The following is a 15039-nucleotide window of genomic DNA, read 5'->3' on the forward strand; positions in this document are numbered from 1 at the left end:
ATCGTCAATCGGGCGGGGCGTGGCATCCACGACGCGCTCACGCCACGCGGACCAGATCGGTGCGCCGCACCTCATGGACCGGCGGCAGGCCCGCGGCCAGGCGCTCCAGCTCGTCGACGACCGTGACACCCAGGCGCCGCAGCTCATTGCCGAGCGAGCCGGCGATATGCGGGGTGAGGAAGACGTTGGGCAGCGCATAGAGGGGGGAGCCGACGGGCAGCGGCTCCGGCTCCGTGACGTCCAGCACCGCGTGCAGCCGGCCCGAGATCAGCTCGTCGGAGAGTGCCACGGGGTCGACCAGGGCGCCGCGCGAGGTGTTGATCAGCATGCCACGGTCCCGGATGAGGGCCAGTCGGCGGCGGTCGAGCATGCGGAACGTCTCGGGGATATCGGGGGCGTGCAGGCTGACGATGTCGCTGCGGCGCAGCAGGTCCTCCAGCGGCAGGGCACGGGCGCCCAGCGCGGTGGCCTCATCCGGCGTCACATACGGGTCATGGAGGAGGACCTCGAAGTCGAACGGCCGCAGCAGTTCCAGCAGGCGGCGGCCCACGCGCGAGGCGCCGATGACGCCGACCCGGCGGCCGAGGTTGCCCGTGGCCGCGGTTTCGGCGGGGGAGGGGTGGGCGTGTGTGGCGCGGAAACGCTCGCGCTGTGCGAAGGCGTCCTTCCCGGCGAGAAGGATCATGGCGAGCGTGTATTCGGCGACCGGCAGCGCGTTGGCGGCCACCGCGCTGGACACGGTGACTCCGCGCTCCCAGAACGCCTCGCCGACCAGGGAGCGGACCGATCCGGCGGCGTGCAGGACGGTCCGTAGTCGCGGGGCGGCGGCCAGCACCTCCGCGCCCAGATGGGGACAGCCCCAGCCGGTGATCAGCACCTCGGCCCGGGCCAGCGCCGCGGCCGCTTTGGGCGCGGTGAAGCCCCGCAGCACGAGGGCGGTGTCGATGTCGGCGGTCTGTTTCAGCCGCGCCAGGAGAGGGTCGGGGAACAGCAGCGGAAGGTGCACCGGATCCATGGCGAACACGGCCCTGGGCGGCTGGGCGCTGGGCATGGGCCTCCTGACGAGGTGGCGTGAAACATTTTCAGAAACCGTCTTCTACGGTAGATCCGGTCTGGAGCACCGGTCAATCAGCGCGCGGCCAGGCGTCATGGAGGGTGCGAACTCCCCGGCTGTCGCCTTCTGTCGCGCTGTCGAGGCCGTCCGGAGTTTTCGAAAGTCGCCGGAGAGCTTGACGCGGGCCGCCTACAGGAAGAAGCTCAGGGCCACTCGGCTCAGCAACCGGTTGTCATGGGCCATGGGCGCCAGATGTCGTGCCACTGTCCCGGCGTCCCGGGGCCTTGGCGGTTCTCGTGGCGGTAGCGCACGGCCGCGCGTGCCCGCCCGTCCCCTTCCGTGTTTCTGACACGTTCGTTGAGGAGTCAGGTATGAACACGTCCCCGTCCCGCCGCACCACTCTCCAGGCGGCGGGTGCCACCGTGCTCGCGGGCAGCCTGTCCGGCCTGACGGCCACGGCGTCCCGGGCCGACGCGGCGTCCGAGCCGAAGCTGGTCACCTACCCGCGCCCGGTCACCATGCCGACCAACACCAGCTTCCGCGTGCGGGTTCGGGTCACCGGCGGCCAGTGGCGGACCCTCGACATCTACCGGCCCACCCTGGAAGAGATCGACGCGGCCACCGGATCGGGCAAGGTCCTCAACTCGTCGATGGTGTATTTCGACTTCCGCGGTTCGGCCGAGATCGAGGTCACCTACCTCAAGGGCGGTACCACCACCGCCCGTATCAGACCCGACGCCCTCGGCATCACCCCCCGACTCCGCGGCGACACGCTCCGCTTCACGCTCGACCGGCCGCGCGATGTCGTCGTCCAGATCAACGACGAGATCTTCGACTGTCTGCACCTGTTCACCAACCACGTCGATCCGCACCCGCCCGCCGACGGCGACCCGGACGTCATCTACTTCGGCCCCGGTGTGCACGCCGTCTCCGGTGGTGTCCTCACCGTCCCCAGCGGCAAGACCGTGCATCTGGCGGGCGGGGCGGTACTGACCGCCCAGGTGTCCTTCAAGAATGTGGAGCAGGCATCCCTCACCGGACACGGCATGCTCTACACCGGCCCCGGCGGCATTCTGTGCGAGGGAAGCAAGGACATCCGGGTGCGGGACATCATCGTCATGAACCCGAAGGGCTACGCGGCCACCATCGGCGAGAGCGAGAACGTCCACATCGAGGGGCTGCGCTCCTTCAGCTCACAGGGCTGGGGCGACGGCATCGACGTCTTCTCCAGCAGCGGTGTGGTCATCGACGGCTGCTTCATGCGCAACTCCGACGACTGCATCGCCATCTACGCCCATCGCTGGGAGTACTACGGCGACACCCGCGACATCACCGTCCGCAACTGCAGCCTGTGGGCCGATGTCGCCCACCCGATCAACGTCGGCACGCACGGCAACACCGACGACCCCGAGGTCATCGAGAACCTGGTGTTCACGAACATCGACATCCTCGACCACCGCGAGCCGCAGATGGGCTACCAGGGCTGCATCGCACTCAACCCCGGCGACTCCAACCTCATCAGACACGTCCGCGTGGAGGACGTCCGGGTGGAGGACGTCCGCTGGGGTCAGCTGATCCACATGCGGGTGATGTACAACACCAAGTACAACACCTCGGTCGGCCGCGGTATCGAGGACGTGTACATCAAGAACCTCACCTACACCGGTACGCGCGCCAACCCGTCGTTGTTCCTCGGCTACGACGCCGACCACGCCATCAAGAACATCACCTTCGAGAACCTGGTGGTGAACGGCGAGGTCATCGCCGACTCGATGAAGAAGCCCGGCTGGTACCTGACCACCGATGTGGTGCAGTGGCACTGCAATGAGCATGTGCGGAACCTGAGGTTCGTCACCACCGCCGAGGCCGAGGCGGCCGCCACGTCATGACGATTCCCGCCCCGAGCCGTCGGGGCTTCCTCGGCGGCGCCACGGCGCCGCTGCTGGCGTCGGGCGCGAGCGGACTGCTCGTGCCCGGCACCGCGCGGGCCGAGGACGACGAGACCGGTGCCGGCACCTTCACCCACCCGGGCATCCTGCACAGCGCCGCCGACCTGGCCCGTATGAAGGCCGCGGTCGCCGCGGAGGAATCCCCGGTCCACGACGGCTACCTGGCGCTCGCGACGCACCCCCGCTCCTCGCCCTCGTACGCCGTGCGGAACACGAGCCGGATCACCTCCTGGGGCCGCGGCCCCGCCGACCATATGAACGAGGCCGTCGCCGACTCCTCCGCCGCCTATCAGAACGCCCTGATGTGGGCCGTCACCGGCGACCGGGCGCACGCCGACAACGTCCGGGTGACCACCCCCTCCGGTGAGGTCTGGGCCGTGCCGCGCCCCGCCCGCACGGCCACCGACCTGCGGGCGACCGGCGGCGCCGACGCCATCGAGCTGACCTGGACCGACCCGGACCTCTCCGCCCGGTACACGGTGCTGCGGTCCACCCGCGCCGCGGGACCGTACCGGCCCATCGCCACCGGTGTCGGCCCGGTCGGCTTCGGCATCCGCATCCGGTACGCGGACGCCGGCGGCACACCGGGGACGAGGTACCACTACGCCGTCGCCAAGACCAACACCAGCGGACACGGTCCGCGGTCGGCGCCCGCACACGCCACGATGCCGACGCCCGCCGCACCCCGACTCACCTCGCCCGCGGACGCGTTCGCCCTGAAGGGCGCCGCCTTCCGCCATCTGCTGCGCGGCTCCCACGACCCCACCCGGTTCACCGCGGACGGACTCCCCGAAGGGCTGCGCATCGACCCGCGCACCGGTCTGATCCCGGGAACCCCCATCGCGGCCGGGCGGCACACCATCACCACAACCGTGGCCAACGCCGCGGGAACCGCCTCCGGGCCCCTGACCCTCACCGTCGGCACACCCGCGCCCGGCCCGTGGACGTACGGCGACCTCGGCGACCCGGTCCCCGACGACCGCGACGCCGGAACGCTCGGCGTGGCCGCCATCCGCACCCCTGGCAGCACGTCGTACGACGACGGCATCTTCACCGTGCGGGGCGCGGGCGTCGATCTGAGCGTCAACAACCAGGCGATGACGGGCCAGTTCGTACGACGGCCGGTCACCGGTGACCATGAGCTCACCGCCCGGCTGGTCTCCCGCGCCGGCGCCACCGCCGACCAGGTGGGTCTGCTGATGGCCAAGTCGCTGTCGCCGTTCGACCAGGCGGCCGGCGTCATCGTCACGGCCGGGACCACCGGCCGGCTCTTGCTGCGTACCACCGTGGCGGGCGCCTCGGTCTTCTCCGGCACCACGACCGTCCAACTCCCCCTGACGCTGCGGCTGAAGCGCACCGGGACCGCCTTCACCGCCGCCGTCTCCGCCGACGACGGGGCCACCTGGACCCCTCTCGCCTCCGGCCGGATCCCCGGCTTCGGAAACGCTCCGTACCACGTGGGCCTGGTGGTCTGCTCCCGCGACCCCCTCGCCCTGGTCACCGCCCGGTTCGAGTACGTGACCAGCACACCCGAATGATGTCCCCCCACCGGATTGGAGATGCACGCGATGAGCCGCCGCGAACACCCCCACACCCCAGCGCGCCACGGCGGGCTGAGCCGTCGCGGTCTGCTGAAGACCGCGGGCGGCCTGACCGCCGCCTTAGCCGCAGGCGCCACCGTGGCCGCGACGAACAGCAGCACCGCGGGCGCGGCCCCGGCCACCTTCACCCACCCCGGCATGCTCCACGCCTACGGCGAGCTCAATCGCGCCAAGGTGAGGGTCGCCGCCGGAAGCGAACCCTGGCTGTCGGGCTGGAACCGCCTGACCGCCAACTCCCACGCGGCATCCTCCTGGACGCCCAACCCCCAGGCCACGATCATCCGGGGCGGCACCGGCCAGAACTACGGCATCCTCTACAACGACATCCACGCCGCGTACCAGAACGCCCTGCGCTGGAAGGTCGCCGGTACCGCCGCGAACGGTGACTGCGCCGTCCGGATCCTCAACGCCTGGTCAGCCACGCTCACCAGCGTCACCGGCAACGCCGACCGCTTCCTCGCCGCGGGCCTCTACGGCTATCAGTTCGCCAACGCCGCCGAACTCATGCGCGGCTACGGCGGGTTCGACCTCGACCGGTTCAAGAAGATGATGCTCAACGTCTTCTACCCGCTCAACAACCAGTTCCTGGCCAACCACAACGACGCCTGCATCACCAACTACTGGGCCAACTGGGACCTGTGCACCATGAACTCGATCCTCGCGATCGGGATCCTGTGCGACGACGCCGCCAAGTACGACCAGGCCGTGAACTACTTCAAGAACGGCGCGGGCAACGGCTCCATCCGGCACGCCGTCCCCTTCGTGTACGACAACGTCGACGGCTATGCCCTGGGCCAGTGGCAGGAGTCCGGGCGCGACCAGGGCCACACCACCCTGGGCGTCGGCCTGATGGGCGCCTTCTGCGAAATGGCCTGGTCGCAGGGCGAAGACCTGTACGGCTACGACTCCAACCGGTTCATGAAGGGCGCCCAGTACGTCGCCAAGTACAACCTCGGCCAGGACGTCCCCTTCACCACCTACACCTGGGGCAGCGGACAGAACTGCGCCCAGCAGTCCCACACCGTGATCTCCTCCTCCGGCCGCGGGCAGCTCCGGCCGGCCTGGGACATCCTCTACTACCACTACGGCCGTCGGCGCGGCCTCGACGTCCCGTACATCAAGGCCATGGCCGAGAGCGTCCGTCCCGAGGGCGGTGGCGGCGACTACGGCTCCGCCAGCGGCGGCTACGACCAGCTGGGTTTCGGCACCCTGATGTACGCCAAGTAGCGATCACCCGCGGCCAGGTGCCGGGGGTGCCACGGAAGCCCGGACCACCACCCGGGTGCCCAGGAGGAGGTGTTCGTTCGGGGCATCCGGGGTCCGGCCGAGCACGGTGCGCACCGCGAGCCGGCCCAGTTCCTCGTAGGGGACGTGGACCGTGGTGAGGGCGGGGTGCAGGTCGCGGGCGAAGGGAATGTCGTCGTACCCGGCCAGCGACACATCGCCCGGCACGTCCAGACCCGCCTCGTGCAACGCGGTGAGCGCGCCCGCCGCGACCATGTCCGTGGCGCCGATCACGGCGGTGAACTCCAGCCGCTCGGCGAGTGCCGTGCGCATCAGGCGGTATCCCGCGTCCCGGGTGAAGTCGCCCGCCAGATGGAGTGCGGGGTCGGGCTCGATGCCGCGGGAGCGGAGCGCGGCGGCGTAGCCGCGCTCGCGCCCCTGGGCGGTGGTGTGCCCGGGCTCGCCCCCGAGGAACAGAATGCGCCGGTGCCCCTGAGCCAGGACGTGCACGCACAGGGCACGGGCCCCGCTCTCGTTGTCGTACTCGATCACCGTCACCGGCACGTCGGGGGCCAGCGGCGGCCGCCCGCACAGCACCAGCCGTGAACCGGCCGCGGCGAGTGCGTCGGCGATCCGGCCCGTGCGCTCGCGGTACTCGGGCGTGTCCGTGCCGCCGCCGACGAGGATGACGGCTGCGGCGCGCTGGGCCCGCATGGTCTCGATGAAGTCCAGCTCCCGGCCGACGTCCCCCTCGGTGCCGCACACCAGGCACAGATGGCCGAGTCGGGAAGCCTCCCGCTCCACGCCGTGTGCCATGAGCGCGAAGGACGGACCGGTGATGTCATCGAGACAGAACGCGAGCGTGGGTGTACCCATACCCGCTATCGCCCTGGCCCGGGCGTCGGCGACGTAGTCCAGCGCGCTGACCGCACGCATCACCCGGCCGCGGGTCGACGCGCTCACCGGGTAGACCCCGCCCAGGACCCGGGACACCGTGGAAGGGGACACACCCGCCATCGCGGCCACGTCCCGGACCGTGCTGCGGCTCGCCACCTCGCCTTCCCGTTTCCGCGTCATCGCCCCGCCTCGCCCCCACCCGTTCGTACGGCGCACACGCCGCACCCGACCCGTCGGCCGACCACTGAAGGGGACGGTACACCTGGGGGTCCGTCGGCCATCACACGAGCGGCCCTGCCATCACACGAGACGGCCCTGCCGTCCCCGCCGGACAGGGCCTAATCCTTCCGCTGCGCCTCCACCAGCACCTCGCCCGCCGTCGTCCGGTCGTACAGGACCGACCGTCCCGCCCGTCGCCGCCGGACCAGGCGGGCCTCGCGCAGGACGCGCAGATGGCGGCCGACCGAGCCCAGGGTCTGGCCGGTCAGGGCCACCAGGTGGGTGGTGCTCTTCGGGGTGTCGAGCAGGACCAGGACGCTCGCGCGGGCCGGGCCGAGGAGGCGGGCCAGGGAGTCCGGGGCCGGGGGAGGGCCGGGGGTGGTCAGGGCGCCGGCGCAGGGATAGATCACGGCGTAGCGGTGCGGCGCGTCCCAGGAGACCCATCCGGTGGCGGGGGTGACGGGGACGAGGAGCAACTGGGCGCCGTGGACCGCGCGGGGCGGGTTGTCGTGGGCGTTGATCTGCAGCCGGCTGCCGCCCAGCCACCGCATCCCCGGCCGCAGGTCGTCCAGCGTCGCCGCCCAGCCGCCCTGGCTCACCCGGCCGGTGCGCGCCACCACATCGGCCTCGATGATCCGGCGGCGGCGCGGCCAGGAGGGCCGTACGGTTTCCGTCCACACCCACTCCAGCAGATCCGCCAGCCGCCCCGGCAGATCGTCGCGGCGCAGCGCGGCAGGGAGCGGGGAGCGGCCGAGGGAGACCGTGAGGTCGCGGCGCGCGGCGGCGGGGGCCGTCGCGCGCATCCGGGCCAGCTCCGCCTCCAGGGACGGCTCGCCCTCGCCCGGCGTCTGGGTGAGGAAGTCCGCGAGCCAGGTCCGGCCGAGCGCGGCCCGGACGAGCAGCGCGGTGACCGGGTCATCGGCCAACCGCGCCCGGTAGGCGGGCAGATGGGCGTCGAGCCAGGCCCGCTCGCCCGGGTGCGCGGCGCTCGCCCGCTCCAGGGTGACCAGGGCCGCGGTGGTCTCGGCCAGGGCGGAGCGGACGAACCGGCTGCGCGCGAGCGTATCCGCGTCGACCAGCCACAGCCCCATCCGGTTCCCCCCCGCCGCCACCGCGTCGTTTCGCGTGGTTTCGCGTCCGCGCGAAACATTAACGCCACCGCGCGGAGACTCCCGAGCCTGAAGGCCATGCGCACCTATCGAGAAGTGTTCCGGACGCCGGAGTTCACCCCGCTGTTCCTGATCTCCGCCACCCAGGTGGCCGCCTCGACCGCGAGCGGGCTCGCCCTGGGCACCCTGGTCTACGCGGCGACCGGCTCACCGCTGCTCTCGGCGCTCAGCATGTTCGGCCCCTCGCTCGCCCAAGTGGCGGGCGCGCTGGCGCTGCTGTCGGCGGCCGACCGGCTGCCGCCGCGCGCCGCGCTGTCCGGCCTGGCGGTGCTCTTCGCTCTGGGGACCGCCGCGTTGGCCCTCCCCGGGCTGCCCGTGGCGGCCGTCTTCGCCCTCGTGTTCGGGCTGGGTGCCGCGGCCGCACTCGGCGGCGCCGTCCGCTACGGACTGCTCACCGAGATCCTGCCCAAGGAGGGCTATCTGCTGGGCCGTTCGGTGATCAACATGTCGGGCGGCACGATGCAGATCGGCGGCTACGCGGCCGGTGGCCTCCTCGTGACCGCCCTCTCGGCACGCGGCACCCTGCTCGCCGCCGCCGCGCTGTATCTGCTGGCCGCGGCCGCCGCCCGGTTCGGCCTGAGCGGGCGTCCGGCCCGGGCCGGCGGACGGCCCTCGGTCACCGAGACCTGGCGCGTCAACGCGCGGCTGTGGTCCTCCGCGCCCCGCCGCCACGTCTATTACGCGCTGTGGGTGCCCAACGGGCTGATCGTCGGCTGTGAATCCCTCTTCGTGCCCTACGCGCCCCGGCACGCCGGACTGCTCTTCGCCGTCGGCTCCCTCGGCATGCTGATGGGGGACCTCCTTACCGGACGGCTGCTGCCACCGCACCGGCGGGAGCGGCTCGCGGCGCCCCTGAGGCTGCTGCTCGCCGTGCCGTATCTGGTCTTCGCCCTGCATCCGCCGCTGCCCCTCGCGCTGGCCGCCGTCGCCCTCGCCTCGATCGGCTTCTCGGCCACGCTGCCGCTCCAGCAGCGGCTGATGGCCCTGACCCCGGACGCGATGAGCGGCCAGGCCCTGGGGCTGCACTCCTCCGGCATGCTCACCATGCAGGGCGTGTCCGCCGCCCTCGCGGGCGCGCTGGCCCAGCCCACCTCGCCGGCCGTGGCGATGGCCACGATGGCGGCGGTCTCGGTCGCCGTCACACTGGCCCTGGCCCCGGGGCTGCGGGGCGATCCGGCGGCGCCGCGCCAAGTGGTGTCGTCGGCGGGGAGGTTCGAGGAGGCGGCCCCGGAGGAACGAGCACCGTAAGGGCGCCGCGCGAGGGCGGTAAGGGCGCGCGCGAACACGGTAGGCGCGCTTCGCGAGCACCGTGAGGGTGCCTCATGAGCACCGTAAGGGCGCCACGAGCACCGTAAGGGCGCCACGAGCACCGTGAGGGGGCTGCGCGAGGGCGGTAAGGGCGCGCGCGAGCACGGTAGGCGCGCTCCACGAGCACCGTAAGGGCGCCGCGGGGTCAACCGGGCGCCCGGTGGCCACCCGTTGGGCGGTGCCGGACACGCCGCCCGGGGGTGAGGTTCCCCCGGGCGGGTTCGGGCGCCCGGTAGCTGTACGGAGAAATGAGCACCCGCTCACGGGCATCCGGCCCCCGACTCCCCTCGGGAGGACGCGACGGAGTCCGTGGCGGGCCTCCGCTCCCCGCCCCAGGAGGTATGTACGTCCATGCGCAACCGCCGCGCCCTCGGCGCCCTCACCGTTCTCCTCATGGCGGCCCCGGCCGCCCACGCCGCGCCCGCCGGGCCCGACCGCCCGGAGCTGCGCCCCGGCTCGGGTCTGGCCGGCCGGGGAGAGCGGCTCGACCGGCCGCGTCTGCCCCTGCCCTGGACCGACGATCTGGCCATCGACCGCACCGGGGACGTCACCCCGGACGGGTCCGTCACGCTGTACGGCAGCTACCGGTGTGTCCGGGAAGGGGCGGAGAACCCTCGGGCCAGCGTGCTCGTCACCCTCACCCAGGGCCGGGAGCGGCATGGCCTCGGCGGCCACAGCGCGGTCTGCGACGGCCAGCGGCACCGCTGGGTGATCGACGCGGTGGACGTAGGGGCGTACGAGCCAGGCTCGGCGCAGGCCGAGGGCACGCTGCTGAGGTTCGACGCCGTCGGCGCCCCCGCCGCTGCCGACGCCGCCTTCGTACCGCTGCCGAGGAACGCGGTCGGGGTCGAGCAGGACGTCAGGCTGGTGGCGGACCACGGCTGAGCCGCCGTCACGAGACGGCCCGCACCGGACGTCCGCATGGCGAGGTCACTCCTCGGCCTCTTCGTCTCCCTGTCCCAGCAGGGAGACGAAGGCCCGGAAGAGGGCGGGCATGTCCACCGCGTCCCGGTCGTGCAGCCATTGGAACTGCAGTCCGTCCATCACCGCCACCACCAGCGGCGCGGCGGCCTCGGGGGTGAGCCCGCCGGGGAGCCGGTCGCCGAACTCGCCGCGCAGGGTGGCCGCCATGTCGGCGCGCACGTTCTCATAGCGCTGGGTGAAGAAGCCGCGTGCGGGGTGCTCGTCGGTGACGCTCTCGCCGAGGAGCGCGGAGAAGGTCTGGACGATACCGGGGCGCATCGCGTTGTACTCCACCAGCGAGGCGAGCAGGTCCAGCGGCCATACGTCGCCGCCGTCGCGCCGCGCGGAGCCGGTGTCCCACTGGTCGCGCTCCTTGAGCACGGCGATGAGCAGGGAGTCCTTGGTGGGGAAGTAGTGGAGCAGCCCCTGTTGGGTGAGTCCCACCCGCTCGGCGACCGCGCCGAGGGTCGCGCCCCGGTAGCCGCGCTCGGCGATCACTTCGAGCGCGGAACGGACGATCTCCGCCCGTCGTTCCGCACCGCGTCGCGTACCGCGCTCCATCGCCCTGTCCATGCTCGTACCGTAGAGCATGTTTGATAACGAGTCGGTAACGGTACCTACCTGGTGACAGGTACTCGGGTCCAGGATGGCCCCGGACGAGGACCGGGCAGGACCCGCACCGGGAGGGGCGAGCGATGGCGGACGCGATCGACGACGAGGGCACGGCCGAGGCCGTGGAGAAGGCCCTCGGCCTGCTGGATCTGGACACCAAGGCGCGGCTGTTGTCCGGGCAGGACATGTGGAGCCTGCCCGCCGTTCCGGCGATCGGGCTGCGCTCGCTGGTGATGTCGGACGGCCCGATCGGCGTCCGCGGCGTCCACTGGACCGCCGACGACCCCTCCATCGCCCTGCCCAGCCCCACCGCGCTCGCCGCGACCTGGGACCCGGAGCTGGCCCGGCGGGCGGGCCGGCTGCTCGCACAGGAGGCGCGGCGCAAGGGCGTCCATGTGCTGCTCGCGCCCACGGTCAATCTGCACCGCTCCCCGCTGGGCGGGCGGCACTTCGAGGCGTACAGCGAGGATCCGTATCTCACCGGCGAGATCGGCACCGGCTATGTGACGGGTGTGCAGGACGGCGGAGTGGGCACCACCGTCAAGCACTTCGTGGCCAACGACGCCGAGACCGAGCGCTTCACCGTCGACAACGAGGTCGGTGCGCGGGCGCTGCGGGAGCTGTATCTCGCGCCCTTCGAAGCCATCGTCAAGAACGCGCGCCCCTGGGGCATCATGGCCGCCTACAACGGGGTCAACGGCTCGACCATGACCGAGCACCGCGAGCTGCAGCAGGGAGTGCTGCGCGAGGAGTGGGGCTTCGACGGCTTCATCGTCTCCGACTGGCTGGCGGCCCGTGACACCGTGCGCGGGCTCAAGGGCGGGCTCGATGTCGCGATGCCCGGCCCGCGGACCGTTTACGGCGAGGCGCTGGCCGCCGCGGTGCGCGACGGCCGGGTGACCGAGGCGGAGCTGGACGAGGCGGTGCGGCGGCTGCTCACCCTGGCCGCCCGGGTCGGCGTCCTGGACGGCGCGGCCCCGGCCGTCGCCCCCGCCGACCGGCCCGGCTCGATCGATGGGGACGCGCTGGCCCGCGAGATCGCCCGGCGGTCCTTCGTGCTGCTGCGCAACGAGGGCACGGGCGGCCGGGGCGCGGTGCTGCCCCTCGACGCCGGGGCCCCCGGCGGGGTGCGGTCGCTGGCCCTGATCGGGGCGGCAGCACGCGACGCCCGGGTGCTGGGCGGCGGCTCGGCGGTGGTCTTCCCCGACCACGTGGTCTCACCGCTCGACGGATTGCGGGCCGCCCTGCCGCCGGAGGTCCAGTTCAGCTACGCGGTGGGCGCCGACCCCACCGACGAACTCACCCCCGCCGCCCAGGGGTTCGAGCTGCGCGCCGTGGTCCGGGCCGCCGACGGGCGAGTGCTCGGCGAGTCCCGGCTGCCCGGCGGGCAGGTGCAGTGGATCAGCGACTTCCCCGAGGGCGTGAGCTACGAGGAGCTGCACACCGTCGAGACCGTCGGCACCTTCACCCCGCGCGAAAGCGGTGCGCACTCCTTCGGCACCAGGGGGCTGGGCGGCCTCCGGCTGGTCGTGGACGGAAAGGTGCTCTTCGAGGGGGAGCAGCTCCCGCCGGACGTCGACGACCCCTTCGAGGCGTTCATGGGCTCACCGGTGCCCCGGGGCCAGGTGGAGCTCACGGCGGGCGCACCGGTGGAGGTCAGCCTCACCTGTGCGGTGGCCCGCCCCGAGGAGGCCCTTCTCGACGCCGTCTGCTTCAGCCTGCTGCACCGGGCGCCGGAGCGGGACGCGGAGGAGCTGCTCCAGGAGGCCGTCGCCGCGGCCTCGGCGGCCGAGGTGGCCGTGGTGGTGGCCGCCACCACCGAGAGGGTCGAGAGCGAGGGGTTCGACCGCGGGCATCTGCGGCTGCCGGGCCGTCAGGACGAGCTTGTGCGGCGGGTCGCCGCCACCGGCACCCCCACCGTGGTGGTGGTCAACGCGGGCTCGCCCGTCGAGATGGCCTGGCGGGAGGAGGTCGCCGCGGTGCTGCTGAGCTGGTTCCCGGGCCAGGAGGCGGGCGCCGCGCTCGCCGATGTCCTGCTGGGCGCGGAGGAGCCCGGCGGACGGCTGCCCACGACCTGGCCCGAGCGGCTCGAGGACGCCCCGGTCAGCGCGGTGACGCCGAGCGAGGGCCGACTGGTCTACGACGAGGGCGTGTTCATCGGCTACCGCGCGTGGGCGCGGCGGGAGGGGATCGCTCCGGCGTACTGGTTCGGACATGGCCTCGGATACACCGACTGGGCCTACGAGGCGATGGACTTCACCGCTGGGGAGACCCCCGCGCAGGCCGCCGACGGCGCGCTGGGAACCGTGACCGTGCGGGTCCGCAACACCGGATCCCGGGCGGGGCGCGAGGTCGTGCAGCTCTATCTCACCGTGCCCGAGGACGACGGCGAGGAGCGGCCGGTGCGGCGCCTCGCGGGCTTCGCCTCGGCCACGGCGGGCCCGGGGGAGACGGCGGAGGTGTCCATCCCCCTGCCCCGCCGGGCGGCGGAGATCTGGGACGAGACGCAGAACACCTGGCGCCTGATCCCCGGCACCTATGCGGCAGAAGCGGGCCGCAGCGTAGCCGACCGCCGCCTATCGGTCCCGGCGCCGGTGCGGACGACGGCGGTCTGAGCCTGCCCAACGTACGCTGCCCATGCGACCTGTGGGTCGCGAGGGGCGTGCCCCGCCCGCGTAGGCCCGCGTCCCAGCTCCACCGCACGCCGTGCGGGTGCGGGCACTCCGCACGGCGTGTGGTGGAGCTGCTCCGGCGCGGTTCCGTGGGGCGGTCTTCGCCCGACAGGGTGGGGGTGGGGGCACCCCTTGCGTGGCGTGGGGCCGTGCCACGCCACGTGGGCAGCTCCCGCCCCGTGCTCGGCGGGGCTGCTCCCGTGCGCTCGGCGGGTCTGCTTTCGTGGCCGCCGGTCGATCGAACCTTGCTCGGCGCCCGGTCGGGGCGCCCCCTTGCCCCGTCGCGCAGGCCGTTCCACGCCCGGCTCCCGGCCACTGGCCGGGAGCCGGGCTGCGGCTCGGGGTCAGGACGCGGAAGCGGTGATGCGGCGGTAGGCCATTTCGGCGAGTTGCTGCTGGCCTGCCTTGCTGGGGTGGAACCAGTCCCACTTGCTCAGCTGGGACGTGGTGAAGCGGTATTCGTGCACCGCCGGGTCGTACCGGCACAGCACATCGCGCCCACAGACGTCCTTCAGCACCTTGTTGTACTCCGTCACCCGGTCCGCCACCCGCTGCCGGCGGTCGTTGGAGGCGGCGTCCAGGTGCTCGGAGTTCTTCAGCATCGACGGGCAGATGCCCAGCTTCCAGATCTGCCTGCCGAAGACGTTCTTCCGCCCCTCCGACCACAGCCGCTTCAGATCCGGCACGCTGGCCACATACACCTGGGTCTTCGGCAGGTCACGGCGGAGCCGGGTGAGCGCCGAGGTGAAGGTGGAGCGGAACTGCTCGGTGGCGGTCATCTCGTCGACCGAATCCCGGCAGGCGTCATTGGCGCCGATCATCACGGTGATCAGCTTCGGCTTGCGGGCCGCGGCCGCCTCGATCTGGCCGGGGAGGTCGGCCACGACCGCGCCGGTCTTGGCGAAGTTCCAGCTATGGGTGCCCGAGCGGGCGGTGGTGGCGGGCAGCAGCCGCTGGGCGAGGCTCTCCACATCGGTGCCCGTGGACCAGGACACTTCGGGGCAGTCGGAGAGCACCGAACAGGCGTCGAAGCCGCGGGTGATGGAGTCGCCCAGGGAGGCGATCGAGCTCGGCCGGGTGTTCCAGACGATGGTCCGCTTGGCGCCGGGGGTCTTCCCGGCGCGGGTCGGACCGTGCCGGGAAGGGTCGTCCGAGCTGCCGAAGCAGCCTGCCGAGCTCAGCACGGCGGCGGTGGTGAACAGCACCACGCCGGCGCGCCCGGCAGTGCGCCCGGCCGTGCGGCGGCCAGTGCGCGAAGTGGTGCGCGGGGTCGGGCGCACGACCGTACGCGTGGTCGAGGAAGCGGCCGCCGATCGCTTCCGGCGTGTCGCGCTGACCCGCATGGCTGTTCCCCCTCCGGCTGTTGGGTGA

Annotated in this window: 10 protein-coding genes and 1 pseudogene; 6 read left to right on the forward strand and 5 right to left on the reverse strand. The window is 72.6% G+C overall.

The features are described 5' to 3' along the window. Positions 1 to 37 precede the first annotated feature (37 nt). Positions 38 to 1051, reverse strand: coding sequence for a hydroxyacid dehydrogenase (locus J5X86_RS10280; RefSeq protein WP_208516415.1), 1014 nt, complete (start codon positions 1049 to 1051; stop codon positions 38 to 40). Between the two features lie 374 nt (positions 1052 to 1425). On the opposite strand from J5X86_RS10280, the gene J5X86_RS10285 reads away from it, so the two are divergent. From J5X86_RS10285 to J5X86_RS10295, 3 genes and pseudogenes are all read left to right on the forward strand, one after another. Next, positions 1426 to 2943: a glycosyl hydrolase family 28 protein gene (locus tag J5X86_RS10285; RefSeq protein ID WP_208516416.1), complete on the forward strand. Its 1518-nt coding sequence runs from the start codon at positions 1426 to 1428 to the stop codon at positions 2941 to 2943. A 365-nt stretch (positions 2944 to 3308) separates the two neighbouring features. Continuing rightward, positions 3309 to 4541: pseudogene (locus tag J5X86_RS10290) on the forward strand (putative Ig domain-containing protein); the annotation flags it as partial. Positions 4542 to 4571: 30 nt separating this feature from the next. Further along, positions 4572 to 5831, forward strand: a complete 1260-nt coding sequence (locus J5X86_RS10295; RefSeq protein WP_208516417.1) for an alginate lyase family protein — start codon at positions 4572 to 4574, stop codon at positions 5829 to 5831. A gap of 3 nt (positions 5832 to 5834) precedes the next feature. Here the strand turns inward: J5X86_RS10295 and J5X86_RS10300 are convergent, their stop codons facing one another. Together J5X86_RS10300 and J5X86_RS10305 are read right to left on the reverse strand one after the other, a co-directional pair. Then, positions 5835 to 6905: a LacI family DNA-binding transcriptional regulator gene (locus J5X86_RS10300; protein ID WP_208516418.1), complete on the reverse strand. Its 1071-nt coding sequence runs from the start codon at positions 6903 to 6905 to the stop codon at positions 5835 to 5837. A gap of 158 nt (positions 6906 to 7063) precedes the next feature. Next, a complete protein-coding gene (locus J5X86_RS10305; RefSeq protein ID WP_208516419.1) occupies positions 7064 to 8035 on the reverse strand; it encodes an ArsR family transcriptional regulator in 972 nt (323 codons plus the stop codon). Positions 8036 to 8131: 96 nt separating this feature from the next. On the opposite strand from J5X86_RS10305, the gene J5X86_RS10310 reads away from it, so the two are divergent. Next, positions 8132 to 9361: an MFS transporter gene (locus tag J5X86_RS10310; protein ID WP_208516420.1), complete on the forward strand. Its 1230-nt coding sequence runs from the start codon at positions 8132 to 8134 to the stop codon at positions 9359 to 9361. 411 nt (positions 9362 to 9772) lie between these two features. Then, the gene (locus J5X86_RS10315; RefSeq protein WP_208516421.1) at positions 9773 to 10306 is read left to right on the forward strand and encodes a DUF6299 family protein; all 534 of its coding nucleotides are present in this window, start codon (positions 9773 to 9775) and stop codon (positions 10304 to 10306) included. A gap of 45 nt (positions 10307 to 10351) precedes the next feature. On the opposite strand, the gene J5X86_RS10320 is transcribed toward J5X86_RS10315, so the two are convergent. Further along, the gene (locus J5X86_RS10320; protein WP_237298864.1) at positions 10352 to 10957 is read right to left on the reverse strand and encodes a TetR/AcrR family transcriptional regulator; all 606 of its coding nucleotides are present in this window, start codon (positions 10955 to 10957) and stop codon (positions 10352 to 10354) included. A 122-nt stretch (positions 10958 to 11079) separates the two neighbouring features. On the opposite strand from J5X86_RS10320, the gene J5X86_RS10325 reads away from it, so the two are divergent. Continuing rightward, positions 11080 to 13611 (forward strand): glycoside hydrolase family 3 protein, encoded by a 2532-nt coding sequence (locus tag J5X86_RS10325; RefSeq protein ID WP_208516422.1) that lies wholly within the window; start codon positions 11080 to 11082, stop codon positions 13609 to 13611. 401 nt (positions 13612 to 14012) lie between these two features. On the opposite strand, the gene J5X86_RS10330 is transcribed toward J5X86_RS10325, so the two are convergent. Beyond that, on the reverse strand, positions 14013 to 15011 hold the full coding sequence (locus J5X86_RS10330; RefSeq protein ID WP_208516423.1) for an SGNH/GDSL hydrolase family protein: 999 nt from the start codon (positions 15009 to 15011) through the stop codon (positions 14013 to 14015). Positions 15012 to 15039 lie beyond the last annotated feature (28 nt).

This window comes from Streptomyces sp. NEAU-YJ-81, from assembly GCF_017592595.1.
Taxonomy (GTDB): domain Bacteria; phylum Actinomycetota; class Actinomycetes; order Streptomycetales; family Streptomycetaceae; genus Streptomyces; species Streptomyces hygroscopicus_B.